We start from the raw sequence: 26,738 nt of genomic DNA on the forward strand, positions 1-26,738 counted from the left end.
ATCGGGTAAGATTGCCCGCGTTTATCACCGCCGGGGAAAGCAATGCAATCTGCTGTGAATCTGTGGCCACTGCTCGGCGTGGTCGTCATTGTGGTCGGGTTCGTGCTGCGCGCCAATCCGGTGCTGGTGGCTGTGGCCGCCTGCGGCGTGACCGGCGTTGCCGCCGCGATGTCGGTCATGACGCTGCTCGAAACGCTTGGCGCTGCCTTCCTCAAGACCCGCAACCTGCCACTCATCCTGCTGCTGCCGCTGGCCGCCATCGGCCTGCTCGAGCGCTTCGGTCTGCGTGACCGCGCCCAGGCCGCCATTGGCAAGGTGCGCTCGGCCACCGCCGGGCGCCTGCTGATCGTTTACCTGTTCGCGCGCGAGAGCACGGCAGCGCTGGGCCTGACCAGCCTGGGCGGGCATCCGACAATGGTGCGCCCGCTGGTCGCGCCAATGGCCGAAGCAGCGGCCGAAGCGCAGCACGGTCCGCTGCCACAGCGCATCCGCTACCGGATCCGCGCGATGTCGGCGGCCACCGACAATATCGGCCTGTTCTTCGGCGAAGACATCTTTGTGGCGTTCGGCGCCATCGTCCTGATGCACACGATCCTGCAGGCCGAAGGCATCGAGGTCAATCCGCTGCACATCGCGCTGTGGGGCATCCCGACGGCGATCACGGCGTTCGTCATCCACGCCTGGAACCTGCGGCGCCTTGACGCCGAGATTGCCCGCGCCGTGCTGGACGAGAAGGGCGCCGTATGACGCTCTCGATCGATCACTTCTACATTCTCGTCGGCCTGCTGCTGGCGGCCGTGGCCATCATGAACCTGGTGGACCGCAGCAATCCGCGGCGGGTCACGACGGCCCTGTTCTGGGGCCTGTACGCGCTGCTGTACCTGGCGGGCGAAGCGCTGCCGCTGGCGGCGGTCGGCGCCCTCATGATCGGCATGGCGCTGCTGGCCGGCTTTGGCGGCGTCAAGGCCGGCCAGCCCAAGGCGCTGGCGCCCGAAGCGCGCCAGGCCAGCGCCGCGCGGCTGGGCAACCGCCTGTTCATCCCGGCGCTGCTGCTGCCGCTGGTGACGGTCATCGGCGCGACCCTGCTGAAGGACGTGCAGCTGGGCGGCCTGCCGCTCCTTGATCCGGCCCACATCACCATCGTCAGCATGGGCTGCGGCGCGGTCGTGGCGCTGATCGCTGCCTGCTGGCTCACGCGCGCCACGCCGCTGCAGGGCGTGCGTGAAGCGCGCCGCCTGGTCGATGCGATGAGCTGGGCCGTCGTGCTGCCGCACATCCTGGCGGTGCTGGGCCTGCTGTTTTCCGAAGCGGGGGTCGGCAAGGCAGTGGCGCACCTGACGACGACCTATATCGGCCTGGATTCGGCGTTCATCGCGGTGGCCGTCTACTGCCTCGGCATGGCCTTGTTTACGATCGTGATGGGCAACGGCTTTGCCGCGTTTCCCGTCATGGCAGGCGGCGTCGGGATTCCGGTGCTGGTGGGCGTGTACGGCGCCAACCCGGCCGTGATGGCGGCAATCGGCATGTTCAGCGCGTATTGCGGTACCCTGATGACGCCGATGGCGGCCAACTTCAATATCGTGCCGGCGGCGCTGCTGGAACTGCCCGACAAGAACGCCGTGATCCGGGCCCAGATCCCGAGTGCGCTGCCGATCCTGGTGGCCAATATCTTTTTGCTCTACTTTTTGATGAACCTGTGATGATCAAGACTGTGTTGCTGACGGGCTTCGAGCCGTTCAATGGCGCCACCATCAATCCGGCCTGGGAGGCTGTGCGCGCGCTGGAAGGCTGGCAGGGCGACAGTTTTCAGGTCGAGGTGCGCCAGTTGCCGTGCGTGTTCGGCGACGCCATCGAGGATCTGACGGCGCTGATCGATGAGCTGCATCCGGATGTCGTGATCGCGGTGGGCCAGGCAGGCGGGCGGCCGGATATCTCGGTCGAGCGGGTGGCGATCAATGTCGACGATGCGTCGATTCTGGACAACGGCGGGCAGCAGCCGGTCGATACGGCGATTGCCGCCGATGGTCCGGCCGCGTATTTCTCGACGCTGCCAATCAAGGCGATCGTGCACGCGTTGCGCGCACGGGGGCTGGTGGCGGGGGTCTCGCAGACGGCCGGCACGTTCGTTTGCAACCATGTGTTCTATGGCCTGATGCATCACGCGGCGATGCAGCCGCAGCCGATCAAGGCAGGCTTTATCCACGTGCCGTTTTTGCCGGAGCAAGCAGCCGCGCGGCCGGATGCGCCACCGTCGATGGCGCTGGAAGACATCATCGCCGGGGTCAAGCTGGCGGTGGAAGTCACGCTCGGCGTCGACACCGACCTGCGCGAAGCAGGCGGCGCGACGCACTAACTCGTCCTGAAGACCGTCGTTCCCGCGCAGGCGGGAACCCAAGTCATCAGCGCAGCCACCAGTGCAAATGACAGTGGCCCAGCGCGCACACTTGGGTTCCCGCCTTCGCGGGAACGACGCTGGTGTGGCGCACTGACATATCCTGAAAACCGTCGTTCCCGCGCAGGCGGGGACCCAAGTCATCAGCGCAGCCACCAGTGCAATTGACAGTGGCCCGGCGCGCACACTTTGGTTCCCGCCTTCGCGGGAACGACGCTGGTGTGGCGTACTGACGTGTCCTGAAAACCGTCGTTCCCGCGCAGGCGGGGACCCAAGTCATCAGCGCAGCCAAGCGGGCAATCGATAGTGGCCTGGCGCGCACACTTGGGTTCCCGCCTTCGCGGGAACGACGCTTTAGTGGGTTCCCGCCTTTGCGGGAACGACGCGGTGGTGGATTACCGCAGCTTGATCGTGGTGACGGCTTTTTCGTCACGCAGCTCGAATGCGGCATCCTCGAAGCTCGGCGGACCGAAGCGGCCACGGGCATCGCGGCTGAATGCGTACGGCTCTTTCGGGATGCCCAGCACGTTGCGATCGAGCTTGCCGTTGTCGTTCTCGTCCTGATACGACAGCACGGCCCACGAACCGGTCGGTACGCCATCGACCGTGACGACCGTCTCACCCGCCTTGGCCGGGGCCGAGCCCGAATACGCGCAATCCTTTAAAAAGGTCGTCTTGTCGCACACGGCGACGAGCACCTTGCCCTTGGCCGTGACGCCCTGGACGCGCACTTCGATCGATGCGGCCGAGGCGCTGCCTGCGGCGCAGAATGCTGCGGCGAGTGCTAAAGTACGAAAAGTCGATTGCATGTATTCTCCAATGGTTCAATTGTTGGTGTATCGTGTTTGACCGCCTGCCGCCGTTGCTGCGCTACCGTGCGCGGCGGTCGCATGTTAGGCTGTCGGCATCCGCTTCCATGCCCGCCATCCCATCAAGGCGCTTACTTCATTATGCTGCTCAACGCGCTCATCGTTATCGCCACCATCGCCTTCATGGAATTGTTTTCCATCGTCGCGCACAAGTACATCATGCACGGCTTCGGCTGGGGCTGGCACCGCTCGCACCACGAGCCGCGCACCGGCTGGTTCGAAAAGAACGACCTGTACGCCGTTGTCTTTGCCGGCATCGCCATCGCCCTGATCTGGTTCGGCACGCGCGGTTACGGGCGGATCGAATGGATCGGCGCCGGCATGACCGGCTACGGCCTGCTGTACTTCATCGCCCACGATGGCCTGGTGCACCAGCGCTGGCCGTTCCGCTACGTGCCGCGCAGCGGCTACTTCAAGCGCCTGTACCAGGCCCACCGCATGCACCATGCGGTCGAGGGCAAAGAGGGCGCCGTGTCGTTCGGCTTCCTGTACGCGCCGCCCGTCACCAAACTCAAGCAGCAGTTGCAGGCCCAGCAGAACCAGTTGCGGGGGCCGCGCGGCCAGGCCGCTGCCACAGACCACGCCGCACCGGCAGCTCGCGACTAGCCCCAAAACGCGAGGCCAGCGCCTGCAGCCCGCCCAGCGCGAGCAGGCGCAGCTTGGTCGCCTTTGACGTGCCGACCCGCTTGTCCCACGCGCGCGGTCCGCGCCGTTTCACTTCCACCCCGATCTGCCGATACACATTGCGCGCCGTGGCAATCGCCCACGCCGAGCGCAGCGGCAACGCCGCCAGGCCGATCGATGCCGACGCGTAGTAGGGCTCCGCATGGTCCACCAGGCGCGCAGCCACTGTCGCCAGTGCGGCCCGGTGGCGCGGCAGCGCGACCAGATCCGGCTGGATGCCGGCCTCGAGCAGCCACGCGTCCGGCACGTAGCAACGGCCGATGGCGGCGTCGTCGATGATGTCACGCGCGATATTCGTCAGCTGGAACGCGAGGCCCAGGTCGCAGGCCCGGTCGAGCACCGCCTCGTCGCGCGCGCCCATGATCGACGCCATCATCAGCCCGACGACGCCGGCCACGTGGTAGCAGTAGCGCAGCGTGTCGTCGATCGTGCGATAGCGCGCCTCGTTGACGTCCATCGCAAAGCCCGCCAGGTGATCGTACGCATAGCGCGGCGCGATCGCGTGGCCCAGCGCCACTTCCTGGAACGCGGCAAAGGCCGGGTCGCGCATCGGCTCGCCCTCGTAGGCGCGGCGGGTGTTGTCGTACAGCCGGTCGAGTTCGAACGGCGCATCGTGCGTGACCTGCGCCATCGGGGCGCTGGCAAAGCCCAGCTCCTGGCCGTCGACGACGTCGTCGCAGTGGCGGCACCACGCATACAGCATCAGCACGGCACGCCGCGTGGCCGGCGGGAACAGTTTGGCCGCCGCTGCAAAGCTCTTCGACCCGACCTCGATGGTCTGGGTCGCGTGCGCCATCAGGTTCTGGCCAGCCTGCGTCGTCATCGCAGCCCTCCGGCATGCGCTCCCGCGTTGACACCTTCGAGCATCAGGCCGGCCGTGGCCTTGGCCGAACCGATCACGCCCGGCACGCCCGCGCCCGGGTGGGTGCCGGCGCCGACCAGGTACAGGTTCGGCAGTTCGGCGTCGCGGTTGTGCGGACGGAACCAGGCGCTTTGCGTCAGGATCGGCTCGAGCGAGAAGGCCGAACCCACGTGCGCATTGAGCTCGTCGCGGAAGTCGTTCGGCGTGAAGATGCGGCTCGTGACCAGCTGGCTGCGCAGGCCCGGCATGTAGCGCTTCTCGAGGTAGTCGAAGATGCGGTCGCGGTAGCGCGGCCCTTCGACATCCCAGTCGATCGGCGCATTGCCCAGGTGCGGCACCGGCGCGAGCACGTAGTGGCTGCCGCAGCCCGGTGGCGCCAGCGACGGGTCGGTCACGCACGGCGCGTGCAGGTACAGCGAAAAGTCGTCGGCCAGCTTGTCGCTCTTGAAGATCTCGGTGATCAGGTCCTTGTAGCGCGCGCCGAAGCAGACCGTGTGGTGCTGCAGCTGCTCATGGTGCTTGTTCAGGCCGAAGTAGATCACGAACAGCGAATTGCTCCAGCGCTTCTTGCGCAGCGTCTCGCCCTGGCTGCTGCCGCGACCGTGGTTGCTCAGCAGGTTGGCGTAGGTGTGCACGACGTCGGCATTCGAGGCAACGGCGTCGGCCGGGAACCAGCGGCCGTCTTCGAGGCGCACGCCGCTGGCCAGGTTGCCGACGGTTTCGATGCGCGCCACGGGGGCGTTCAGTTCGAGCTTGCCGCCCATGTCCTGGAACAGGCGCACGAGGCCATTGACGAGTGCACCGGTGCCGCCGCGCGGGAACCAGACGCCCCAGCGCCGTTCCAGCGCGTGGATCAGCGTGTAGATCGAGCTGGTGGCAAATGGATTGCCGCCCACCAGCAGCGAATGGAACGAGAAGGCCTGGCGCAGGTGCTCGTTCTTCACGAAGCGCGAGACCATGCTGTAGACGCTCTTCCATGCTTCGAGGCGCGCCAGCTTCGGGCCGGCGTTGATCATGTCGCGGAACGACAGGAACGGCACCGCGCCCAGCTTCAGATAGCCCTCGTCGAACACGGCTTTCGAATAGGCGAGAAAACGCTGGTAGCCGGCCACGTCAGCCGGATTGAGGGCATGGATCTGGCGGTCGAGCGCTTCCTGGTCGTTCGCGTAGTCGAAGAAGGTGCCGTCTTCCCAGCACAGGCGGTAGAACGGCGTGACCGGCAGCATTTCGACGTAGTCGCTCATCTTCTTGCCGCACACCGTGAACAGTTCTTCGATCGCGGTCGGATCCGTGATGACGGTGGGGCCGGCGTCGAACGTGAAGCCCTGGTCTTCGTAGACGTAGGCGCGGCCGCCCGGTTTGTCGCGTTTTTCGAGCAGGGTGGTCTGCGTGCCGCCGGCCTGCAGCCGGATGGCCAGGGCCAGGCCACCGAAGCCGGCGCCGATCACGACGGCGCGCTTGGGTTCGATTTTCATCTGGTTCATTCGGGATTCCTGATCTGATGTGGTTGTGTCTTGCGGACGGCGACGAAGGCTTCCATGACCGGGACCGGCGGCTTGCCGGTCAACAGGCGCAGCTTGTCGGCGAATGTCAGGCGGCCGGCGTAAAAGCGCGCGATCATTGGCGCGCCCAGGCGGTAAAAGCGCTGCATCACGTGCCAGCGGTGGTCGGGGCTGCCGGCCATGAACAGCATGCGGTTGAGCATGCGGAAAAAGCCCTGGCGCTGCCACTCTGCGCGCGCCTCGGTGCGGATCGCGGCAAACAGTGATTGTGCCGCAAATGGCGCTGCAAGGTCGGGCAGGGCCGCAATGCGTTCGGCCAGGCGCACGGCCACCGGCAGCGAATAACCGGTCGTCTGGTGAAACAGGCCGGCGCGCAGGCCGACGGTGGGCTGGCCGTCCAGCGCAGCCCAGAAGCGGTCGAAGTCGCCGGCCAGCACGATCGGCAACGAGCCCTGTTCTTCGCGCAGCACGTCGCGGATCTGCCAGCCGCGCCCGGCCGCGTAGGCGGCGATGTTGGCGCGCAGCCGTTCCGGTTCCCAGACCGAGCTGTCGACGTAATGGGTGTCTTCGATCAGCACGCGGTCGGGGCCAAACGGCAGCAGGTAGACGAAGCGGTAGCCGCCTTGCTGGGCCACGCTCGCATCCATGATCAACGGCTGGCTCAAGCCGTGCGGCGCGTGCAGGCGTACTTCCTGGCCCAGAAAGGTCTGGTAGCCAAGCGCCAGGTGCGGGCTGGCGCTGGGGCCGCGCCCGTCGATGACGGCGTGCGCATGCAGCAGCGTGCCATCGGCCAGGCGCACGCTCGTGGGCGTGACGGCGTCGATCCGCACGCCGGTGCGCAGCAGCGGGCCGAGGGCGGCTTCGATCGTGCGCGCAAAATCGGGCGAGGCAATGCTGGCGTAGCCGCCATTCAGCGCGCGCGCGTGTTCGGGGAACACGACGTCGTAGCCGGGCCAGCGGTGCGAGACAAGCGGCGCGATCCAGCGCAGCTGGGCCGCCGTCAGGTCGCTGTCGTGGAACGACCAGGTATGGTTGCCGCCCAGGTGCCGGCCCTGCTCGAGCAGCAGGATGCGCAGTTCTGGGCGCTCAGTCTGCAGGCGCCAGGCGATCAGGCTGTTGGCCAGGCCGCCGCCGACCAGGATCAGGTCATGGTCGATGCTGTCACGACTACTGTTGCTGCGCTCATCCATGGCTGGCCACCGCCGTTGGCAGGTGCAGAGCGGTCTCGATGATGTCGGCTGCGCGCGGCGCACCACCGGCAACGCGGATCGCGTCGGACAATGGCGCCATGCGTGCAGCGAAATCCGGTTCGGCCAGCAGCCGGCTCAGCTTGCGCACCAGGTCGGCCACACTGCTCATGCGCGGTGAGGCGCGCAGACCAACGCCACTGTACTCGACGCGCGCCGCGCCGCCCGGGTGGTCGAAGGCAATCGGCAGCGCCAGGATCGGCGTGCACGCCGCCACTGCTTCCATGATGGTGTTCGCGCCGGCATGCGAGACGATGGCGTCGGCGCGCGCCAAGACGGCCAGTTGCGGTACATAGGCGTGCACGCGCGTGCTGCCGATGGCTTCGAGTGCGCGCACCTGCGCGTCATTCAGGCCGCCGCAGTGGGCGATCAACAGGTCGGCATCGAGCTGCTTGCAGGCCTTGGCGATGCGCTTGAAGAGGCTGTAGCGGTCGCTCACCAGCGTGCCGAGCGACGCGTAGATGAACGGGCGCTTGCTGGATGCCGGCGGCAGGAACGGCGCCAGTTCTTGGGGGCTCAAGGCCGGCGCCACATTGGCCGCGTGCAGCGGCCCGACATGGTGAAAATGCGCCGGCAGTTCGCGGCGCGGGAAATCGAAGCCCGGCACGATCTGCGCAATCTGCGCCAGCGGCGACAGGCATTCGTGCAGCATGCTGCGCGGTGGCAGGCCAAGGCGTTGGGCCTGCGCCGCAATCGCGCGGTGGTGCGGGCCCATCATCCAGTCATACACGCGCGTGCTGCCTTCGACGATCTTGAAGGCGCGCTCGCTGTCCTCGTACACGAACGGCATCACCGGCAGCGGAATGCCCGGCTCGCGGTTGACGGGCAGGGCGCACGCGATCGAGATGAACGGCATGCCGATGCTCTCGGCCACCATGCCGCCGGCCGCTTCCATCTGGTCGGCCAGCACGCAGTCGACCTGCAGCGCCTTCAGCGCGGCCGGCAGTTCGCGGCACAGCATCTCGGTGCTGGCGGCCATGTCGAGGATCACGCGGCGCAGGCCCAGCGGGCTGCCGGGATTGGCCACGCGCGCGAGCATCGCAGGCAGCGAGCCGGCCGGGTGGGTGGCCGCGCCGATGGCGTGAAAGCCGACGCGCGCATCCTTGACGTAGGCGGCCGCGTCCGGGCGATGGATGAAGGTGACGCGGTGGCCGCGCGTGACGAGTTCGCGCGCCAGCACCATCAGCGTGTTGAAGTGGCTATACAGGGCCGGAGCCACGACCGCGAAGTGCGTCATGCGAGGGGTGATCAGATCAGGGATTCGATTCGGAGAATTCAGTTCAGGCGCAACTCGGCCAGCTGGGGGCTCGGACGCAGTTCGCGCGGCTTGGCAGGTTCGGCGATAAAGCGCGTGCCCTTGGCTTCCTTGGCGAACAGCGCGCCCATGAAATGCCGCGTGCGGCCCTTGCCGCCGACGGCGGCGCCCAGGCAGCGATCGGCCTCGATCAGGCAGGCCGACAGGCGGCGCTGCGCTTCGTCGAAGCCGAGCGTATTGATCAGGGTGGCCTTGCCGATGTCCTTGCCGGTGTCCTTGCCCGTGATCGCGCTGTCATTGCCGGCGCCGTCCAGGAAGTCATCCTTGATCTGGAACGCCTGGCCGGCTGCCAGCGCAAAGGCGCGCAGCTGCTGCGACACGCTTTCGTCGGCATGGCACATGATCGCGGCCATATCGACGGCAACGCCCAGCAGCAGGCCGGTCTTGAGTTCATTGGTGGTGGCAATCGCCTCGGGCGAGCGCGCGCCGCCGTGCAGGTCTTCGAACTGGCCGCGCACGAGGCCCTGGTCGCCCACCGTCTGCGCCAGCGTCGCGACCAGGCGCGCACGGGTGGCCGGCTGGATATCCTGGGATTGCGACAGCACGCCAAAAGCGCGGCTCAGCAGGGCCACCGAGGCCAGAATGGCGACGTCCTGGCCGAACTGGATGTGGATTGCCGGTTTGCCGCGGCGCAGGCTGGCGTCGTCCATGCATGGCAGGTCGTCGAGAATCAGCGACGCCGCATGCACCAGTTCGACCGAGCAGGCCACGTCGATCAGGGCAGGCGAGGCGCAGCCGAGATCGCGCGCCACCAGCATGACCAGCAGCGGACGCATGCGCTTGCCGGCTGACAGGGCCGACGTGCGCATGGCCTTGGCCAGGCTGTCGGACTGGCCGTTTGCGCTCAATAGTTGTTCAATGCGGTCGTCGATCGCCGAGCGCAGCGTGTCGATGTCATCGAACACGGCGTCGTCGAATTTTTTCAGGCGGAGCCCGTCGTAGCGCGGCGTTGCTGTAGTCATACGAGCTCCTCTGGAAAATTGATGGTCTTGATAACTATCATACCGGACCCAAAGTTAAAAAATAATTAATTGGCCTCAATCGTGCGTAGTTTCCTGCCTAGAAATTATACACATGCATGCAAAAAAGCAATGCATGACGGGTCAATATCGGTTCGATAGTTCACGCGGCAGGTGGATCGGGGAAAAGGATTTTCAGAAACGCCCGCACCACCGGCGCATCGTCCTGTGCCGGGTAACTGATGTACAGGTTGGCCGACGGCGCATGCTCGTTAATTGGCAGGAAGCGCACCCCCGGCCAGCCGATGCGGCTCGTCGTTTCCGGCATCAGGGCCACGCCCAGGCCAGCGCCCACCATCGCCAGCAGCGTCTGCGGCTCGGCCGCTTCCTGGAAAATGGTCGGCTCAAAGCCTGCGTTCACGCAGCATTGCATCAGGTAGCGCGGCTCGGCCGACTGGTCCAGGTGCAGCGTCAGCATCGGCTCGCCGGCGATGTCGAGCAGCGAAATTGCGTCACGGCTAGAGAGCGGATGGCGCGCATTGACGGCCACGCAGAACTGCTCCTTGAAGCACAGCTCCTGACGTAGATTGGCAGCCTTCAGCACGTCCGGCTCGATGCGCGGCTCGCGCCAGAAGCCCACGTCAATCTGCTTGTTGCGCAGTGCTTCCCACTGGTCGTTCGGGCCCAGCTCGTGGATCGTCCACGTCACGCGCGGGAAATCCGTCTGGAAGCGTTCGAGCAGGCCCGGAATCGGCCCCCACATCGCCGAGCCGACGATGCCCACGCGCAGCCGGCCCACCTGGCCGCGGTCGATCTGGCGGATGGTGTCAATTGTCATGCGCATCCGGCCCAGCAGGTCGGCTGCCTCGACCATCAGCGCGCGTCCCGCCACGGTCAGCTCGAAGCTGCGCGTCGTGCGGGTAAACAGGCGCACCCCCAGTTCGCTTTCGAGCTTCATGATCTGCTGCGACAGCGGCGGCTGCGAAATATGCAGGCGCTCGGCGGCGCGGCTGAAGCTCTTTTCTTCAGCCACCGCCAGGAAGTACTTCAGTTGTTTCAGGTCGATCGACATGGGCGGCTACGCTGACGACTCAGGCCGCGCGGTGGTTCAGCGCCACGGCTAGGCGCGCGCCGATCAGCGCGTTGTGCTTGACCAGTGCGATATTGGTGGCCAGGCTGCGGCCCTCCGTCAGCTCCTTGATGCGGCCCAGCAGGAACGGCGTGACCTTCTTGCCGGTGACGTTCTGGCTCGCCGCTTCGCCCAGTGCCTGCGTGATGATGGTGTCGATTTCGGCGGGCGCCATCGCGGCGTCAGCCGGCACCGGATTGCTCACCACGACGCCGCCGGCCAGGCCGAGCTGCCACTTGGTGCGGATGAACGCCGCCTGGTCTTCGGGCGAGTCGATCTGGAAGTCGGCCTGGAAGCCGCTCTCGCGCGTGAAGAAGGCCGGAAAGCCGGGCTGGCCGACGCTCAGCACCGGTACGCCATGCGTTTCCAGGTATTCGAGCGTCAGGCCAATGTCGAGGATCGATTTGACGCCAGCGCAGACGACCGCCACGCTGGTCTGCGCCAGTTCCTGCAGGTCGGCCGAGATGTCGAAGCTCGTTTCGGCGCCGCGGTGCACGCCGCCGATGCCGCCGGTGACGAAGACTTCGATGCCGGCCAGCTGCGCGCAGATCATCGTCGCAGCGACGGTGGTTGCGCCCAGGCGCGCCTGCGCCAGCACGTAGGCCAGGTCGCGCCGGCTCACTTTCATTGCGTCCGGCGAGGCGCCCAGCAGTTCGAGCTGATCGTCCGACAGGCCGATGCAGATCTTGCCGGCAATGACGGCGATCGTGGCCGGCACGGCGCCGGCGTCGCGGATGATCTGCTCGACTTCGCGCGCGGTGCGCACGTTCTGCGGGTACGGCATGCCGTGCGAGATGATGGTCGATTCGAGGGCGACAATCGGTTTGCCGGCGGTGCGGGCGGCGGCCACTTCGGGCGAGAGCAGGAGGAAGTTGTGCATGAGAGGTCTCTGGTTAGTCTTTAAGAAGGCGCGGGCTGTCGACAGGTTCGTCGAGCAGTCCAGGCGCAAGTTGTGGGCAGACGGTCTGCGCGCAGCCGATGGTCATGGCGGACAGGGCCAGGCCGCGGCGGCAGGCCAGGTCGAGCGATGAGGCGCCGCTGTACAGGCTCCAGCAGACGGCAGCGGCAAACGCGTCGCCGGCGCCGGTGACGTCGACCACGTCGACGGCGGGTGCGGCCAGGCTGCGCAGGCCATCGGGCGTTGTAAACATGACGCCCTGGGCGCCGCGCGTGACGATCACGTCCTGCGCGCCGTCGGTCTGCAGATCAAGGCAGGCGCGCGCGATTGCGGCCTCGCTGTCCATCGCGCGGCCGGCGCGTTCTGCCAGTTCGCCCAGGTTCAGGATCAACAGACGCAGGCCGCGCAGGTCGCGTGGCAGGCGGTTGATCTTCGGTTCGGACACGGCGACGACAACCATCGGCACGCCGCCCGCCAGTGCGTCGCCCAGCAATCCGGCCACGGCATCGTGCGGCAGGTTCAGGTCGGCCACGATCAGTGCGGCGCCGGCGCGCTGTGGCGCGCGGCTGGCAAAGAACGCCGGCGTGAGCGCGTCGTTGATCGCCATGTCGGCCAGCGCGACGCGCATCTCGCCATCTTCATCGAGCACCGCCGTGTAGGTGCCGCTGGCGGCGCCATCGACCAGCAGCACGCTGCGCGTGTCGATGCCCGCTTCGTCGGCATGCGCGAGCAGTGCGCGGCCCGAGGCATCCGGGCCGACTGCGGTGATGAGGCTGGTGGGGGCGCCCAGGCGCGCGAGGTTCTCGGCGATATTGCGCGCCACGCCGCCGAACGACTCGGTCTGGCGCGCCGGATTCGACGTGCCCAGGGCCAGCGGGCCGAGCGAGCGCAGCTTGCGGTCGAGGTTCGACGCGCCGATGCAGACGACAGGGCGGTGATCCGGCAGCACATAGGCGCGGCCCAGGATGCGCCGCTCGCGCACGAGGGTGGCAATATAGTTGGCGACGGCCGAACGCGACAGACCCAGCCGGGCCGCCAGGTCTTGCTGGGAGATGAACGGGTTGGCGCGGATCAGCTCGTACAACTGGTCTTTTTTGGGCATCGCTCGGCAAATGATTTAAACTTATGTCCGGCAATCCTAGACATTTGTCATGGCGCCGTCAACGTCGGCGTGGTCCTGCTAATTTATCGCGAAAACATATAAATCGGGAAGAAAAAGTGTATTTGCCATACATATCGGCATTCATGCATAGTTATAATATTCAGCTGACCAGATGCCGCCGCGCCTGACAAGGCCGCGCCAGTCTCACTCCCATCCCCCGGATTCACCAGAACTTCACAAGGAATATCATGTCCAGCAATCTCCCGTTCGACGCCGCCGACATCATCCGCGCCCGCAAGCCGGGCTTCGCACCGCGCGTCGCGCTGATCCTCGGCTCCGGACTGGGTGTGCTGGCCGAACAGATGACGGACGCCGTCTCGATCAGCTACGCCGACCTGCCGGGCTTCCCGATCAGCACCGTGCACGGCCATGCCGGTGAACTGGTGCTGGGCCAACTGGCCGGCGTGCCGGTCGCCTGCATGAAGGGCCGCGGCCACTTCTACGAAGGCTACGGCCCGGGCGTGATGACCAACGCCGTGCGCACCCTCAAGCAGATCGGCTGCGAACTGCTGTTTGTGACGAATGCCGCGGGCTCGCTGAACATCGAAGCCGATGCCGGCTCGCTGGTCGCGATCACCGACCACATCAACTTCTTGCCGGGCAGCCCGATGTCGGGCCCGAACGACGAGCGCTTCGGCCCGCGCTTCTTCAGCATGTCCAATGCGTATGACGCCGAGACGCGCGAGCAGGTCAAGGCCGTCGCAAAGGAGAAGGGCATCGTGCTGAACGAAGGCGTGTACCTGGCCGCCGCCGGCCCGCACTTCGAGACCGTCGCCGAAATCCGCGCCTTCAAGACGCTGGGCGCCGATGTCGTCGGCATGTCGCTGATCCCTGAAGTGATCGCGGCGCGCCACTGCGGCCTGAAAGTGACGGCCGTCTCGGCAATCACCAACCTGGCAGAAGGTCTGTCGCCGTTCGCGCTGTCGCACGAGCAGACCCTGAAGTACGCGGCGATCGCGGCCAAGGACATGGTCACGCTGATCCATGCGTATATCGAGCGCCTTGGTTCGACCCCACGCGCAGACGCTTAATCACACTTACCGAAAGCGAGCGATCCAATGTCCCGTGCATTCATCCTCCTGCTGGACTCCTTCGGCCTGGGCGCGCTGCCCGACGCCGACAAATATGGCGACCTTGATGCCAACACCTTCGGCCACATCGCCGAATGGGCCGCGAAGGAAGGCAAGCCGATGGCGCTGCCGAACCTCGAGCGCCTCGGCCTGGGCGCGGCCGGTCACAAGGCCAGCGGCGAATGGGCGCCGGGTTTCAGCCAGCGCGACGGTTTCACCGGCGCCTGGGGCATCGCGCGCGAACAGTCGACCGGCAAGGACACGCAAAGCGGTCACTGGGAAATCGCCGGCGTGCCGGTGCTGTTCGACTGGGGTTACTTCCCGAAGACCGTGCCGTCGTTCCCGAAGGAGCTCACTGACAAGCTGCAGGCGTTGACCGGCGTGCCGGGCTGGCTGGCCAACTGCCACGCCTCGGGCACCACCGTCATCAACGACTTCGGCGATGAACACGTCGCCACCGGTAAGCCGATCCTGTACACGTCAGCCGACTCGGTGCTGCAGATCGCCGCGCACGAAGAGCACTTCGGCCTGGAGCGCCTGTACGCCGTCTGCGAAGCGGCCTATGAACTGGTCAAGCCGTACAACATCGGCCGCGTGATCGCGCGGCCGTTCACGGGTGCCAACGGCGACTACAAGCGCACATCGAACCGCCACGACTACGCTGTGCCGCCGGTCGCACCGACGCTGCTGGACCACGTCAAGGATGCGGGCGGCGACGTCTTCGCCCTCGGCAAGATCAGCGACATCTATGCGGGGCAGGGCGTCACGCGGCGGATCTTGGGCCCGGACAATATGGCGCTCTTTGACCGCCTGCTCGAAGTGGCCGACGAAGCGGGCGACAAGTCGCTCACGTTCGTCAACTTCGTCGACTTCGACATGCATTTCGGCCACCGCCGCGACGTCGCCGGCTACGCCAACGCGCTGCACGAACTGGATGCGCGCCTGCCGGCATTCATGGCCAAGCTGAAGGACGGCGATCTGGTCGTACTCACGGCCGACCACGGGTGCGATCCGACCGCGCCGGGTTCGGACCATACCCGAGAATACATCCCAATGATCTTCTTCGGCCCGAACGTCGCGCCGCAGGAACTGCCGGTGGCCGACACCTTCTCGGATATCGGCGCCACGCTGGCGAAACACCTCGGCGTCAAACCACTTTCGAACGGAATCGCACAGCTATGAGCCAGCCGCTGGACTTCAAACGCAACGTCGCCATGGACCTGGACCTTGGCCTGATCAACAGTCTCAAGGTCAACCGCAACGCGGCCGACCGCCGCGCCGCGAGCCTGGCGAACCGCCGCACGGTGAAAAAGGAATACCAGGCCGCATGGCTGGTGCGCGCGATCGAGTGCATGGACCTGACTACGCTGTCGGGCGACGATACGCCAGGCCGCGTTGAGCGCCTGTGCATGAAGGCGATGCGCCCGCTGCGCGCCGATCTGATGGCCGCGCTGGGTCTCGAGACCCTGAGCACCGGCGCCGTCTGCGTGTACCACGAGATGATCACGCCAGCCGTCAAGGTGTTGCAGGGCCGCTTGCCGATCGCTGCGGTGTCGACGGCATTCCCGGCCGGCCTGTCGAGCATGGAAACCAAGCTGCGCGAGATCGAACTGTCGGTCGCTGCCGGCGCCACCGAAATCGACATCGTCATCACGCGCCAGCACGTCTTGCTGGGCAACTGGCAGGCGCTGTACAACGAGATGGTGGCGTACCGCCAGGCTTGCGGCGACGCGCACGTCAAAGCCATCCTGGCCACCGGTGACCTGGTCACGCTGGAAAACGTGGCAAAAGCCTCGTGGGTCTGCATGATGGCCGGTGCGGACTTCATCAAGACCTCGACCGGCAAGGAAGGCGTGAACGCCACCATCCCGGTCTCGCTGGTGATGGTGCGCGCGATTCGCGACTACCACGAACTGACCGGTTTCCAGGTTGGCTACAAGCCGGCCGGCGGCGTCTCGACGGCGAAGTCGGCGCTGCAATACCTGACCGTGATGAAGGAAGAACTGGGCAACGACTGGCTGCAGCCGCACCTGTTCCGCATCGGTGCATCGAGCCTCCTGACCGACATCGAACGCCAGCTCGAGCATTACGTGACCGGGAACTACTCGGCCGCCCATCGTCACGCGCAACCTTAAATCCGGATACGTCATGCCAACAATTAAAGAGATTCTTCAGACCATGGACTACGGCCCCGCTCTCGAGACCACCAAGGAAGCGCAAGCATGGCTGGACGGTCACGAGCGCCGCTTTGGCCTGTTCATCGACAACGCCTGGAGCGACGCTGGTGAAACGTTCGCCACGACCAATCCGGCCGATGGCGTCGAACTGGCGCAGGTCACGCAGGCGACGGACGATGATGTCGAACGTGCCGTCGCAGCCGCGCGCCGCGCGCAGCCGGGCTGGGTCGCGCTGGGTGGCCATGGCCGCGCCAAGATCATGTACGCGCTTTCGCGCCTGCTGCAAAAGCACGCGCGCCTGTTCGCTGTGCTTGAAACGCTCGACAACGGCAAGACGATCCGCGAAACGCGCGACGCCGACCTGCCGCTCGTGGCCCGCCATTTCTACCATCACGCCGGCTGGGCGCAGCTGCAGGCCGAAGAATTCGCGGACTACCGCGCCGTCGGTGTTGTCGGCCAGATCGTGCCGTGGAACTTCCCGCTGTTGATGCTGGCGTGGAAGATCGCGCCAGCGCTGGCTGCTGGTAACACGGTGGTGTTCAAGCCGGCCGAGTACACGCCGCTGACCGCCTTGCTGTTTGCCGAACTCTGCCAGCGCGCTGGTGTGCCCGCCGGTGTCGTCAACATCGTCACGGGCGATGGCCGCGTCGGCGAGGCCATCGTCAACCATCCGGGCATCGACAAGATCGCGTTCACCGGCTCGACCGAAGTCGGGCGCCTGATCCGCAAATCGACCGCCGGCAGCGGCAAGAAGCTGTCGCTCGAACTGGGTGGCAAGTCGCCGTTCATCGTGTTCGATGATGCCGACCTGGACGCCGCCGTCGAAGGCCTGGTCGACTCGATCTGGTTCAACCAGGGCCAGGTCTGCTGCGCCGGTTCGCGCCTGCTGGTGCAAGAGTCGGTGTACGAGCGCTTCATCAAGAAGGTCAAGGCGCGCATGGAAACCCTGCGCGTCGGTTCGCCACTGGACAAGTCGAACGACATCGGCGCGCTGGTCGATCCGGTGCAGCAGCAGCGCATCCACGGCCTGGTGGAATCGGCCCGCGCCGAAGGCTGCGAAGTCTGGCAACCGGCCGGTGAGCTGTCGACGTCGGGTTCGTGGTACCTGCCAACCCTGATCACGGGCGCGTCGACGTCGGCCGCCGTGGCGCAGGCCGAAATCTTCGGGCCGGTGCTGGTGGCGATGAGCTTCCGCACCCCGGCCGAAGCCGTCCAGCTGGCGAACAACACCGTCTACGGTCTGGCCGCCTGTGTCTGGAGCGAGTCGATCAGCCTGGCGCTGGACGTCGTCCCGCAGATCAAGGCCGGTGTGGTCTGGATCAACACGGCGAACCAGTTCGATGCAGGCTGCGGTTTCGGCGGCTACAAGGAGTCGGGCTATGGCCGCGAAGGCGGCAAGGAAGGCATGTACGAATACCTGACGCCGCTGTCGGAAGATGCACGGCCTGCGGCGCCGGTGTTTGCCGCGAAGGGCGCCGTGAAAGCAGCGGACGCCGACAGCCCGTTCGCGATCGACCGCACCGCCAAGCTGTACATCGGCGGCAAGCAGGCGCGCCCTGACGGCGCCTACAGCCGCGCGATCAATGGCGCGAACGGCGCGTTCCTGGCCGATATCGGCGAAGGCAGCCGCAAGGACATCCGCAACGCTGTCGAAGCAGCGCACAAGGCGGCCGGCTGGGCCAAGGCCACCGCGTACAACCGCGCGCAGGTGCTGTACTACATCGCCGAGAACCTGGCGATCCGCGCCGACGAATTCGCCGCGCGCATTGCGCAGCAGACCGGTTCGACCGACGCTGCGCGCGAAGTGGCAGCCTCGGTCGAGCGCCTGTTCTACTGGGCCGCCTGGGCCGACAAGTACGACGGCCAGGTGCACCAGCCGCCGATGCACGGCATCACTGTGGCGCTGAACGAGCCAGTGGGCGTGATCGGCATCGTGTGCCCGAACGAGAACCCGCTGCTGGGCTTCATCTCGCTGGTGGCACCAGCGCTGGCGCTGGGCAACCGCGTGGTGGCGGTGCCGTCGGAACAGTATCCGCTGTCGGCGATCGACCTGTACCAGGTGCTCGATACGTCGGACCTGCCGGGTGGGGCGCTCAATATCGTCACCGGATCAAGCGACGAGCTGGCGCGCACGCTGGCCTCGCACGGCGAGATCGACGCCGTGTGGCGCCATGACGGTTCTGCCGATGGTTGTGCCGAAGTCGAGCGCCTGTCGAGCGAGACGCTCAAGCGCACCTGGACCGGCGGCGCGAAAGGGCGCGACTGGTTCGATCCGAAGCAGGCCGGTGGTCGTGTCGTGCTGCAGCATGCGAGCCAGGTGAAGAACGTCTGGATTCCGTACGGCGTCTGACGTCCTGACTCTTCTTCAACCCTTAACTTCCTGACGACGTAGGGTGGGCGGCTATGCCGCCCACGCGGTGATCGGTAGTGGCGCCGCTCTCGTGCGCGAGCTGGCACACGCCAACCATCACCGCGTGGGCGGGGAACCCGCCCACCCTACGCCGCCGACGCGAAAGCACCAATATGTTCCTCCCCCAAGAAATCATCCGCAAAAAACGCGATGGCGGCATCCTGTCGGCCGAAGAGATCCAGTTTTTTGTCCGCGGCATCCCTGACGGCAGCGTCACCGAAGGCCAGATCGCCGCGCTGGCGATGGCGGTCTACTTCAACGACATGACGATGGATGAACGCGTCGCCTTCACGCTGGCGATGCGCGACTCGGGCCAGGTCATGGAATGGACATCACTGGACCTGCCAGGTCCGGTCGTCGACAAGCACTCGACCGGCGGCGTCGGCGACGTCGTCTCGCTGATGCTCGGCCCGATGATCGCGGCCTGCGGCGGTTTCGTGCCGATGATCTCGGGCCGGGGCCTGGGCCACACCGGCGGCACGCTCGACAAGTTCGACGCAATCCCCGGCTACAGCACCGTGCCTGACCCGGACACCTTCCGCCGTGTCGTCAAGGACGTGGGCGTGGCCATCATCGGCCAGACCGCCCAGCTGGCGCCGGCCGACAAGCGCTTCTACAGCATCCGCGACACCACGGCGACCGTCGAATCGGTGGCCATGATCACCGGCTCGATCCTGTCGAAAAAGCTGTCGGCAGGGCTCGATGCGCTGGTGATGGATGTGAAAGTGGGCAGCGGCGCCTTCATGCCGACGGCGGAAAAATCGCTGGAGCTGGCCGAATCGATTGTCAGCGTCGGCAATGGCGCCGGCACCCGCACGTCGGCCATCCTGACCGGCATGAACGAGTCGCTGTGCCATGCAGCCGGCAATGCGGTGGAAGTGCGCGTCGCCATTGACTACCTGACCGGCAAGGCGCGCCCGGCACGCCTGCACGAAGTGACGATGGCCCTGTGCGCCGAGATGCTGGTGATTTCCGGTCTGGCAGGCACGGACGCCGAAGCACGCGCCAAACTGCAGACCGCGCTTGATTCGGGCGAAGCGGCCGAGCGCTTCGCGCGCATGGTCACGGCGCTGGGCGGCCCGGCCGACTTGATGGACAAGCCGGATGCGCACCTGGAAACGGCGCCTGTCATCGTGCCCGCGCCAGCCCTGCAGGCCGGCTACGCCGTCTCGGTCGACACCCGTGGCCTGGGCCTGGCGGTTGTCGGGCTGGGTGGCGGCCGTGTGCGGCCACAGGACACCATCGACTTCGCCGTGGGCCTGACTGGCCTGGTTGAACTGGGTGATCAGATTGCCGTCGGCCAACCGCTGGCGATGGTGCATGCACGTTCGGCGGAGGCCGCTGAACGCGCCGTGCGCCAGGTGCAGGCGGCTTACCAGATCGGCGACACGCAGCCCGCTGCCGAGCCAATGATTCACCGCATCGTCCGTCCTTGAAAGAAACGCCATGACCTACACAAAACTGATCGATGAAGCGCGCGCCGCGCGCGAGCTGGCGTACGCGCCGTATTCCAACTTCCAGGTGGGGGCAGCGCTCGAGTGCAAGGATGGCCGCATCTTCCGCGGCTGCAATGTGGAAAATGCCGCCTACGGCCTGTGCAATTGTGCCGAGCGCACGGCGTTCTTCAGCGCCATTGCCAACGGCTACAAGCCGGGCGATTTCGCGGCGCTGGCCGTGATCGGCCAGACCGAAGGCCCGATCGCGCCGTGTGGCGCCTGCCGGCAAGTGATCCTGGAATTGGGTGGTAATGAATTGCCGGTGATCCTGACCAACCTGACCGGTGCCATCTTCGAAACCACGGCAGCGGCGCAGTTGCCGAATGCATTCGGGGGCCAGGACCTGCAGTCCTGAAGGAAAGTGTTCATGGCGCGCAGAAACGTCTGCGGGCCATGATCGCAGCTTCGGTCAATCAACCCTTGTAATCGCCAAGTTGATCACAAAGTGATGATATATACACATCGACTTGGAGCTTGTTATGAAAAAATTGATCGTCTTGCTTAGTGGCGTCGTCATCGCGTCAAGTGCCGCAGCCCAGACCACCCCGACCACGCCGCAGCCAGCCAAAGCAGGGGCTGCCCAGCAAAAAGCACCGGTGATGGGCACTGCGGACAAGCGCGCCAATCCTGCAGCCGAGCCGGAAGACAGTGCGAACTCGGTCTCGACCGATTTCCAGGGCACCAGCAAGCAGGAAACCACGGCGGCAGGCATGGGCCAGCCTAAGAAGCAGACGGAGCGTACCTCGAGCGCGAGCCGGACTGGCTCAGCGACGCAGAACATCGAAGACAAGACCAAGAAATAATGTAGTACTGGAACGGCGTCGCAACGCCGTTCCAACCCCGTTCTAGCCCCGCATCACCACATCAGATCGTCCGGAATCTTGAAGTCCGCGTACGGATCGTCCTCTTCTACTTCCTGTACTTTCTTCTTGATCTGCACGACGATCGACGCATCGCGCTGGGCGATTTTTTCGCCGATGATGCGTGGCACCAGCTCGAAGCTGCCATTCATGTGCACGATCACCAGGCGACCCGCGACCAGGTGCTCGACAATCTGCGACGTCACGTGGATGCGCTCGATCTTGGTGCCGAACGTGAAGTTGTAGGGCACATCACCCTTGCCCTTGGGCTGCTTGTTCTTCTGCACCATCTGCGCGATCTGCGCCAGGATGGCTTTTTGCGCTGCGGCCGCATCGCGCTGCGTGTTCAGTTCACGCGCACGCTCGGCGTTCTTGCGCTGCAGCTCGAGCGCCGCTTCGCGCGCCTCGTTGACCGACTCCACGCCCGTGCGCAGCTCGTGCTTGTGCTGTTTGCTTTTTGCCTGGGTGACCTGTTTGACCTTCTTCTTGTCGACCAGGCCGGCCTTGAGTAACTGCTCTTGCAGCGAAACCATAATGTGCTTTCCCTAAAGATGACGGGCCGCCCGATCACGAAGGCGGCGCAAGGGCGCTAGCATAGCAAACAAGCGCCGAGCCGAGCCAGCATCAGGCGGCGCCCCACGGATCGTAGGTGCCGACCTGCCACAGATGGCCCTCGGGATCGCGGCAGGCAAATGCGCGCCCGCCCTGCGGCGCGTCGCCGATCGGCTGGGTGATCACCGCGCCACTGCCGAGCACGCGGGCATGCACGGCGTCGGCATCGTCCACATGAAGCCAGATCGTTTGCGTCAGCAAGCCGCCAGCCTGGGCCGGTGTCGCCAGCAAGCGGCCATAGTCATCTTCCGAGTGGGTGCCGATCATGACCATGCCATCGCCCAGTGTGAGCTCGGCATGGGCAACTTCGCCCTGCCGGCCCGGGATGCAACGCCGTATCGTGAAGCCGAAATTCGTGCACAGCCAGGCGAGCATGGCGGGGGTGTCGTGGTAACGCAGGCAGGGGACGACGGTGGAAGGCATGGCACGCTCCCGGTTCGGTTGGTTGGAACAGCGAAGACAATCCAAAGATGCTTGAAATTTCGACAACGGGCCCACAATGTAAGCATATCGTACCTTCCAACCGGAGACCATCATGAACCCGTCAGACGAAAAAATCTTGCAGGACTTCCTGGGCCAGCTGGTCCAGGCCCGTGGCGTGACGAAAGATCCGCAAGCCGATGCGCTGATCCAGCGCGCCGTGGCCGAGCAACCGGACGCCGCCTACCTGCTGGTGCAGCGCGCTCTGCTGGTTGAGCAGGCGCTGGGCAATGCCAAGGCGCGCATCGCCGAGCTGGAACGTCAGACCACGAAAGGCAGCGGCGGGTTCCTCGACGCGAACACGTGGGGTAATTCGGCGCAAAGCAATCCATCGTCACCAGCGCAGGCGCCAGCGCAAGGCGCAGTGCAGGGTACGGCAGCACCGGCGCGCAGCGGCGGCTTCCTGGGTGGCGCTGGCGGCGGCATGCTGGGCACGATCGCGGCCACGGCGGCTGGCGTAGCAGCTGGTAGTTTCCTGTTCCATGGCATCGGCAATCTGCTCGATCACGATGGTGCGGGAAGCGGCGCGGAAGGTAGCGCCAATCATTTGCTGGCTGATGCCGGGACGGGTGAGGCGAACAGCGGTGGCGCGCTCGCCGATCAAGCGGGCATTGGCGCCATCGACGAACCGGGCGCGGCCGACGATCCGCTGGCCGACAGCAACCATGGCGATGAGCCGAGCGGGTTCTTCGACGGCGACGGGTCGGACGAGGGCGTGTTCGGCTGAATAAACCGACCGGCACAAGCTCAGCCGGTCACGAGCGCCGTGATCCTCGCCGCATCCTCCGGCGTCGCCGGGTTATAGACGACCATCGACAGATCCGGCCGGCTATCGACGGCAAACGACGAATATTCCAGCGCGAGCCAGCCGGCTACCGGATGGTGCAACTGCTTCGTACCTTCGCCGTAGGTGCCGACATCCCGGCTTTGCCACAGCGCGTCGAAGTCCGGGCTGCGCTCGCGCAGTTCGCGCACCAGCGGATCCGACTGGACGTCGACACCAGCGCGCGTCATATCGGCCCGGAATGCCGCAACGACGAACCGCGCCACGCTGTCCCAGTCGCGCTGGGCGGCGCGGGTGGCGGGGTCACAAAAGATGCGGCGCAGGATATTGCGTTGCTCGGGCGTCGCGCTGTCGTAGCCGAACACCGCCGCAGCGGCGCGGTTCCAGGCGACCACATCCCAACTGGCGGTCTTGATGAAGGCCGGGCTGGCCGGTAATGCGTCGAGCACGCGCTGGATGCGCGGCGAGATTGCCGCGTGCGGTGCATGGTGAGGGGCTGGCGGGCGGCCGAGCGCCAGCAGGAACAGGTGCTCGCGCTCGGCCCCGGTGAGCATCAGTGCCCGTGCGATGCGCCCAGCGACCTCAGCTGACGGTGCGCCGCCCCGGCCCTGTTCCAGCCAGGTGTACCAGGTGGTGCTGATGCTGGCGCGCTGCGCGACTTCTTCGCGCCGCAGGCCAGGCGTTCGCCGGCGCGTGTTGCCCAGCCCGAGCGCTGCTGGGTCGAGGCGGGCACGGCGGTCTTTCAGGTAGCTGCCCAGCGGATTGTCGCGGCTCATTGCCCCATCCATCCTGTTACCTCTTATACCCGTATAAAGTCACTACTTTACCCGGATACGCAGCCCGTCGATAGTGGACATCTACCCAACAGGAGGATGTCATGCATGTATTCATTACCGGTGCGACCGGATTCGTCGGCACTGCCGTGGTACAGGATTTACTTGCCGCCGGCCACACCGTCACCGGCCTGACGCGGTCGGAAGCCGGTGCGGCGGCTCTGGCCGCGCTTGGCGTGCGGGCGTGGCGTGGCACGCTCGATGATGTGGAGGGACTGCGCGACGCGGTTGCGGCGGCCGATGGCGTGATCCATACCGCGTTCGATCACGACTTTTCACGGTACGCCACCAACTGCCAGCAGGACCGGCGCGCGATCGAGGCGCTGGGCGCGGCGCTCAAGGGTTCGGATCGCCCGTTGATTGTGACGTCAGGCATGGTGCTCGATGTGCAGGGCCGACCGGCGACCGAGGAGGATGTGACGTTCCCGCTCAGCCCGGCCTATCCGCGCGCATCGGAACATGCCGCCAGCGCGCTGGTCGCGCGCGGTGTGAATGCGTCAGTCGTGCGCCTGCCGCCATCCGTGCACGGTGAGGGCGATCATGGCCTGGTGCCGATGATGATCGGTTTCGCCCGCACAAAAAGGGTGGCGGCATTTGTCGACGATGGCGCCAACCGCTGGTCGGCGGTGCATCGTCTGGACGCCGCGCGCGTGTTTCGTCTGGCGCTCGAGCGCGCCGCCCCGGGCGCGCGGTATCACGCCGTGGCCGAGGAGGGCGTCCCATTCAGCGAGATCGCAGCGGCGATCGGACGCCGGCTGGGCGTGCCGGTGACCGGCATCGCGCGCGCTGCAGCAGCGCAGCACTTTGGCGCACTGGCGCATTTCGCCGGCATGGACGTGCCGGCGGCGTGCAGCTGGACGCGCAAGGCGCTGGATTGGCATCCACGCCAGGGCACGCTGATGGAGGATGTCGACAGCACGCGTTATTTCCCGGCTTGATCGGGCACGCGACGCTCGTCAGACGGGCGTCATCAGCACGCCGGTTGCGGCTGCCAGGGCCACGACGAGCCAGGCCGGCGCGCGCCACGTCACCAGCAGCAGGAAGCAGCCCAGCGCCACGGCGGCGTCACGCAGGTCGAGCACGGCGCTCGTCCAGACGGGGTTGTACAGCGCGGCGCCGAGGATGCCCACGACGGCGGCATTGGCACCCATGACCGCGTGGCGCAGCGCGCGCTGGCGCTGCAGTCGGGCCCAGAACGGCAGGGCGCCGTAGACGAGCAGCAGCCCCGGCAGGAACAACCCTACCAGCGCCACGCAGGCGCCGCCCACGGCGGTCGCGCTCATCCCGGCCTGCGCGCCAAGGAATGCGGCAAATGCAAACAATGGTCCGGGCAGTGCCTGGGCCATGCCATACCCCGAGAGGAACGTTTCGCTGCTGATCCAGCCGCTGGCAACGGTTTCGGCCTGCAGCAACGGCAAGACCACGTGGCCGCCGCCGAACACGAGCGCGCCCGAGCGGTAGAAGGCGTCGAATAAAGCGAGCGGCCGGTACTGGGTGGCAGCGGCGGCGACGGGCAACAGCACGAACAGCAAACCACACAGGACCAGCGCGGCGATGCCACCCGCCACGCTGATCGGAAACGCAAGCGGCGCAGCGCCGTGCGGGGCCTCCCCGCGACACCAGGCCCACCCGGCCAGCGCGCCGGCCGCAATGGCAATCAACTGGCCACCGGGACCGGCGGCAACGACCACCATTGCGATGGCGGCCAGGGCAATCACCTTGCGCTGCCAATCGGGCGTCAGCGTGCCCGCCATGCCCCACACGGCCTGCGCGACAACGGCCACCGCCACCAGTTTCAGCCCGTGCACCGCGCCGGTGGCCAGCGGGCCGGTCGTGACGGCGGCCCCGAGCGCCCAGGCGAGCATCAGCAGCGCCGACGGCAAGGTAAAACCCAGCCACGCCGCGCAGCCGCCCAGCACGCCCCCGCCGCGCAGCACGCCGAGCGCAAAGCCAACCTGGCTCGACGCCGGGCCGGGCAGGAACTGGCACAGTGCGACCAGTTCGCCATAGCGCGCGTCGTCCAGCCAGCGGCGGCGCAGGACGAATTCATTGCGGAAGTAGCCCAGGTGGGCGATCGGGCCGCCGAACGAGCGCAGGCCCAGCAGCAGGAAGATCCGGAAGATGGCGAACACAGAACTGGCGCCTGCGCCATCGGCAGCAGCGTCGGTCGTTGGGGCGGTGTGGTCGTGCACGACTACATCTGCTGGAACAGCGTACTGTGATTGCGGCTGACTTCCAGCGCCTCGGGATACCCGTGCAACGTGAGCATCTGCCGGCCACGCAGGTCGCGCCGCACTTCGGCGATCGCATCGACCCGCACCAGCGTCGAGCGGTGGATGCGCCAGAATTCGTCCGGGTCGAGGGCTTCTTCGAGTTCCTTGAGCGTCTTGCGGATCAGGTGCTGGGCGGTAGCCGTCTGCACCCGCGTGTACTTGTCGTCGGACTGGAAAAACAGCACCTCGGACGTCGCGACCATCCGCAGACTGGTGCCAGACTGGGCCTGGATCCAGCGCAGATAAGCCGGTTTTGACGAAGGCGCCGCGCGACCCAGCAGCTGGTCACCCAGTTGTGCCAGCCGCGCCAGTTGGGCGCCGATGTCCTGCGGCTTGTGCTCGAGCTGGCGGCGCAGACGCGCCACCGTGGTATCGAGCCGCGCCAGCGTCACCGGCTTGAGCAGGTAATCGATCGCACCATGCTCGAACGCTTCGACCGCGTACTGGTCGTAGGCGGTGGCAAACACGATGTGGCAGTCGGCGTACAGCTGCCGCGCCGCGTCGATGCCGCCCATGCCCGGCATGCGGATGTCGAGGAACGCGATGTCCGGCTTGTGCTGCGCCGCCAGCGTCACCGCTTCGACGCCGTTGGCGGCTTCGGCGACGATGCGCAGCTCGGGCCACGCCTCGTGCAGGCGCGCCCGTAACTGGTCGCGCATCAGGGCTTCATCATCGGCAATCAGGGCAGTGGGCATGGCGGAGTGCATCGCGGAGTGCATCGGAA

At 66.3% G+C, this 26,738-nt stretch carries 27 protein-coding genes; 13 read left to right on the plus strand and 14 right to left on the minus strand.

Annotated features, from left to right (window positions below; genetic code table 11):
- The first annotated feature begins 42 nt into the window (after positions 1–42).
- Genes HD842_RS21760 through pcp form a run of 3 tightly spaced genes read left to right on the plus strand, consistent with a single transcriptional unit; the run spans position 43 to position 2,353 of the window.
- Positions 43–747 carry a DUF969 domain-containing protein gene (locus HD842_RS21760; RefSeq protein ID WP_183557387.1) on the plus strand — a complete coding sequence of 235 codons (705 nt, stop codon included), beginning with the start codon at positions 43–45 and terminating at the stop codon, positions 745–747.
- Positions 744–1,700: a DUF979 domain-containing protein gene (locus HD842_RS21765; RefSeq protein WP_183557390.1), complete on the plus strand. Its 957-nt coding sequence runs from the start codon at positions 744–746 to the stop codon at positions 1,698–1,700. The genes HD842_RS21760 and HD842_RS21765 overlap by 4 nt, the downstream gene beginning before the upstream one ends.
- A 2-nt stretch (positions 1,701–1,702) precedes the next feature.
- On the plus strand, positions 1,703–2,353 hold the full coding sequence (gene pcp, locus HD842_RS21770; protein ID WP_183557583.1) for a pyroglutamyl-peptidase I: 651 nt from the start codon (positions 1,703–1,705) through the stop codon (positions 2,351–2,353).
- A gap of 434 nt (positions 2,354–2,787) precedes the next feature.
- Here the strand turns inward: pcp and HD842_RS21775 are convergent, their stop codons facing one another.
- Entirely contained in the window at positions 2,788–3,201 is a 414-nt protein-coding gene (locus HD842_RS21775; RefSeq protein WP_183557394.1) for a DUF2141 domain-containing protein, read from the minus strand.
- Positions 3,202–3,342: 141 nt separating this feature from the next.
- On the opposite strand from HD842_RS21775, the gene HD842_RS21780 reads away from it, so the two are divergent.
- On the plus strand, positions 3,343–3,867 hold the full coding sequence (locus tag HD842_RS21780) for a sterol desaturase family protein (RefSeq protein ID WP_183557398.1): 525 nt from the start codon (positions 3,343–3,345) through the stop codon (positions 3,865–3,867).
- On the opposite strand, the gene crtB is transcribed toward HD842_RS21780, so the two are convergent.
- The 8 genes from crtB to HD842_RS21820 all read right to left on the minus strand — a co-directional run bounded on the left by crtB (position 3,773) and on the right by HD842_RS21820 (position 12,959).
- A complete protein-coding gene (crtB, locus tag HD842_RS21785; protein ID WP_183557401.1) occupies positions 3,773–4,768 on the minus strand; it encodes a 15-cis-phytoene synthase CrtB in 996 nt (331 codons plus the stop codon). The two genes, HD842_RS21780 and crtB, sit on opposite strands and share 95 nt — an antisense overlap.
- Positions 4,765–6,291, minus strand: a complete 1,527-nt coding sequence (locus HD842_RS21790; RefSeq protein ID WP_183557404.1) for a phytoene desaturase — start codon at positions 6,289–6,291, stop codon at positions 4,765–4,767. The genes crtB and HD842_RS21790 overlap by 4 nt, the downstream gene beginning before the upstream one ends.
- A complete protein-coding gene (crtY, locus tag HD842_RS21795; RefSeq protein WP_183557407.1) occupies positions 6,288–7,499 on the minus strand; it encodes a lycopene beta-cyclase CrtY in 1,212 nt (403 codons plus the stop codon). The genes HD842_RS21790 and crtY overlap by 4 nt, the downstream gene beginning before the upstream one ends.
- Positions 7,492–8,793 carry a glycosyltransferase gene (locus HD842_RS21800; protein ID WP_183557410.1) on the minus strand — a complete coding sequence of 434 codons (1,302 nt, stop codon included), beginning with the start codon at positions 8,791–8,793 and terminating at the stop codon, positions 7,492–7,494. Before HD842_RS21800 ends, crtY begins: the two co-directional genes overlap by 8 nt.
- A gap of 38 nt (positions 8,794–8,831) precedes the next feature.
- Positions 8,832–9,833 (minus strand): polyprenyl synthetase family protein, encoded by a 1,002-nt coding sequence (locus tag HD842_RS21805; protein WP_183557413.1) that lies wholly within the window; start codon positions 9,831–9,833, stop codon positions 8,832–8,834.
- Positions 9,834–9,993: 160 nt separating this feature from the next.
- A complete protein-coding gene (locus tag HD842_RS21810; RefSeq protein WP_183557416.1) occupies positions 9,994–10,902 on the minus strand; it encodes a LysR family transcriptional regulator in 909 nt (302 codons plus the stop codon).
- 19 nt (positions 10,903–10,921) lie between these two features.
- Positions 10,922–11,839: a pseudouridine-5'-phosphate glycosidase gene (locus tag HD842_RS21815; RefSeq protein WP_183557419.1), complete on the minus strand. Its 918-nt coding sequence runs from the start codon at positions 11,837–11,839 to the stop codon at positions 10,922–10,924.
- Positions 11,840–11,852: 13 nt separating this feature from the next.
- The gene (locus HD842_RS21820) at positions 11,853–12,959 is read right to left on the minus strand and encodes a carbohydrate kinase (protein WP_183557422.1); all 1,107 of its coding nucleotides are present in this window, start codon (positions 12,957–12,959) and stop codon (positions 11,853–11,855) included.
- A gap of 248 nt (positions 12,960–13,207) precedes the next feature.
- Between HD842_RS21820 and xapA the strand changes: the two genes are divergently transcribed.
- The 7 genes from xapA to HD842_RS21855 all read left to right on the plus strand — a co-directional run bounded on the left by xapA (position 13,208) and on the right by HD842_RS21855 (position 20,975).
- Complete coding sequence (xapA, locus tag HD842_RS21825; RefSeq protein ID WP_183557425.1) at positions 13,208–14,050, plus strand: xanthosine phosphorylase; 843 nt, start codon at positions 13,208–13,210, stop codon at positions 14,048–14,050.
- 27 nt (positions 14,051–14,077) lie between these two features.
- Complete coding sequence (locus HD842_RS21830; RefSeq protein ID WP_183557428.1) at positions 14,078–15,271, plus strand: phosphopentomutase; 1,194 nt, start codon at positions 14,078–14,080, stop codon at positions 15,269–15,271.
- Complete coding sequence (gene deoC, locus HD842_RS21835; RefSeq protein ID WP_183557430.1) at positions 15,268–16,224, plus strand: deoxyribose-phosphate aldolase; 957 nt, start codon at positions 15,268–15,270, stop codon at positions 16,222–16,224. The genes HD842_RS21830 and deoC overlap by 4 nt, the downstream gene beginning before the upstream one ends.
- A gap of 13 nt (positions 16,225–16,237) precedes the next feature.
- Positions 16,238–18,616, plus strand: coding sequence for an aldehyde dehydrogenase family protein (locus tag HD842_RS21840; protein WP_370660868.1), 2,379 nt, complete (start codon positions 16,238–16,240; stop codon positions 18,614–18,616).
- Positions 18,617–18,789: 173 nt separating this feature from the next.
- Positions 18,790–20,112, plus strand: a complete 1,323-nt coding sequence (deoA, locus tag HD842_RS21845; RefSeq protein ID WP_183557434.1) for a thymidine phosphorylase — start codon at positions 18,790–18,792, stop codon at positions 20,110–20,112.
- Positions 20,113–20,122: 10 nt separating this feature from the next.
- Entirely contained in the window at positions 20,123–20,527 is a 405-nt protein-coding gene (locus HD842_RS21850; protein ID WP_183557437.1) for a cytidine deaminase, read from the plus strand.
- A gap of 124 nt (positions 20,528–20,651) precedes the next feature.
- On the plus strand, positions 20,652–20,975 hold the full coding sequence (locus HD842_RS21855; protein ID WP_183557440.1) for a hypothetical protein: 324 nt from the start codon (positions 20,652–20,654) through the stop codon (positions 20,973–20,975).
- A 53-nt stretch (positions 20,976–21,028) separates the two neighbouring features.
- On the opposite strand, the gene HD842_RS21860 is transcribed toward HD842_RS21855, so the two are convergent.
- Positions 21,029–21,565, minus strand: coding sequence for a DUF2058 domain-containing protein (locus HD842_RS21860; RefSeq protein WP_183557442.1), 537 nt, complete (start codon positions 21,563–21,565; stop codon positions 21,029–21,031).
- A gap of 91 nt (positions 21,566–21,656) precedes the next feature.
- The gene (locus HD842_RS21865; RefSeq protein WP_183557445.1) at positions 21,657–22,067 is read right to left on the minus strand and encodes a VOC family protein; all 411 of its coding nucleotides are present in this window, start codon (positions 22,065–22,067) and stop codon (positions 21,657–21,659) included.
- Between the two features lie 112 nt (positions 22,068–22,179).
- Between HD842_RS21865 and HD842_RS21870 the strand changes: the two genes are divergently transcribed.
- The gene (locus HD842_RS21870; RefSeq protein WP_183557448.1) at positions 22,180–22,851 is read left to right on the plus strand and encodes a DUF2076 domain-containing protein; all 672 of its coding nucleotides are present in this window, start codon (positions 22,180–22,182) and stop codon (positions 22,849–22,851) included.
- A gap of 20 nt (positions 22,852–22,871) precedes the next feature.
- Here the strand turns inward: HD842_RS21870 and HD842_RS21875 are convergent, their stop codons facing one another.
- Complete coding sequence (locus HD842_RS21875) at positions 22,872–23,684, minus strand: helix-turn-helix transcriptional regulator (RefSeq protein WP_229424877.1); 813 nt, start codon at positions 23,682–23,684, stop codon at positions 22,872–22,874.
- 101 nt (positions 23,685–23,785) lie between these two features.
- Here HD842_RS21875 and HD842_RS21880 point away from each other — a divergent pair, with 101 nt between their 5' ends.
- On the plus strand, positions 23,786–24,679 hold the full coding sequence (locus tag HD842_RS21880) for an SDR family oxidoreductase (protein WP_183557454.1): 894 nt from the start codon (positions 23,786–23,788) through the stop codon (positions 24,677–24,679).
- A gap of 18 nt (positions 24,680–24,697) precedes the next feature.
- Here the strand turns inward: HD842_RS21880 and chrA are convergent, their stop codons facing one another.
- Both chrA and HD842_RS21890 read right to left on the minus strand, forming a co-directional pair.
- Positions 24,698–25,933 (minus strand): chromate efflux transporter, encoded by a 1,236-nt coding sequence (chrA, locus tag HD842_RS21885; RefSeq protein ID WP_370660869.1) that lies wholly within the window; start codon positions 25,931–25,933, stop codon positions 24,698–24,700.
- 2 nt (positions 25,934–25,935) lie between these two features.
- The gene (locus tag HD842_RS21890) at positions 25,936–26,709 is read right to left on the minus strand and encodes a LytR/AlgR family response regulator transcription factor (protein ID WP_183557457.1); all 774 of its coding nucleotides are present in this window, start codon (positions 26,707–26,709) and stop codon (positions 25,936–25,938) included.
- Positions 26,710–26,738: the final 29 nt, after the last annotated feature.

The sequence above is a fragment of the Massilia aurea genome, assembly GCF_014200505.1.
Classification (GTDB): Bacteria; Pseudomonadota; Gammaproteobacteria; order Burkholderiales; family Burkholderiaceae_D; genus Telluria; species Telluria aurea_B.